Here is an 841-nt window from a genome sequence, read left to right as displayed (position 1 = left end):
GCCAAAGCCCTGCTGGATGATCTCGCCCGACAGTCGGATGCCAAGGCTACCTGATGCTCATACAGCAAGGAGGCGATCTACGCATCCACAGCCGCGAGGAGATGCTGGCGTCCCTCATCAAGTATTTCATCCGCGAGCGCGGGGTCAATGTCGGCAACAGCGCGCGAAAGCAATAGCGTACCCACCATATGGCTAAACAACGTGATCGCCTTCCTGCGGCTGCCATCCCTGCTCCCGTCCGTCTCTGCGATGACTCTGGCGAATCGTTCGAAGTTCACCGCGAGACCTCCTGCGTAGGCGTCGCGCGCCGCTTCGCCGAGCCGGCGGGCGTCGCCAACAAAACCCGACAAGGGGCAACCCGCATCGATATTCGCGCGATGCTCGGGTGACAGGTACCACTGAATCTGTTGCCTGACCGGATCGGCATCAGCCGACTTGGCGCTTTCGATGATGGAGACGAACGCGTCTCCTCCATCCTCCATGGCCTTGTCCATCACTGCGGCAACCAGCGCGTCCTTTGATTTGAAGTGGTTGTAGAAACCACCCTGTGTAAAGCCTGCCGCCTTCATCAGTTCGGCGAGCCCGACCCCATCGACGCCGCGCTCGCGGAACAGCCTCTCGGCGGCGGCCACGATCGCCAGCCGGTTTTCGACCGCCTGTTGCTTGGAAACCCCCATTCCCTCCCCTCTTCGGCCGCCAACGGCCCAATGCGCCTGATCGAAAAATACAATGGCGATCACCATTGACATTGCTGGCGCGGATCACCACAATTCATCGCATAGACAATGTCAGTCACCATTGTGTTGAGTATAGCCTACTCGACTTGGGCGTCCAAGCAGCA

The 841-nt window shown here is 59.7% G+C and carries 1 protein-coding gene; it reads right to left on the bottom strand.

From position 1 onward, the window contains the following. Window positions 1–77 precede the first annotated feature (77 nt). Entirely contained in the window at window positions 78–677 is a 600-nt protein-coding gene (locus OR16_RS38600) for a TetR/AcrR family transcriptional regulator (RefSeq protein ID WP_043422995.1), read from the bottom strand. Window positions 678–841: the final 164 nt, after the last annotated feature.

It is taken from the genome of Cupriavidus basilensis OR16 (assembly GCF_000243095.1).
GTDB classification, from domain to species: Bacteria; Pseudomonadota; Gammaproteobacteria; order Burkholderiales; family Burkholderiaceae; genus Cupriavidus; species Cupriavidus basilensis_D.
This window is presented reverse-complemented; position numbering and strand designations above follow the sequence as displayed.

What these genes read in the sequence shown, in the direction of transcription:
- OR16_RS38600 (WP_043422995.1), bottom strand. Translation starts at nt 677, where the DNA reads ATGGGGGTTTCCAAGCAACAGGCGGTCGAAAACCGGCTGGCGATCGTG.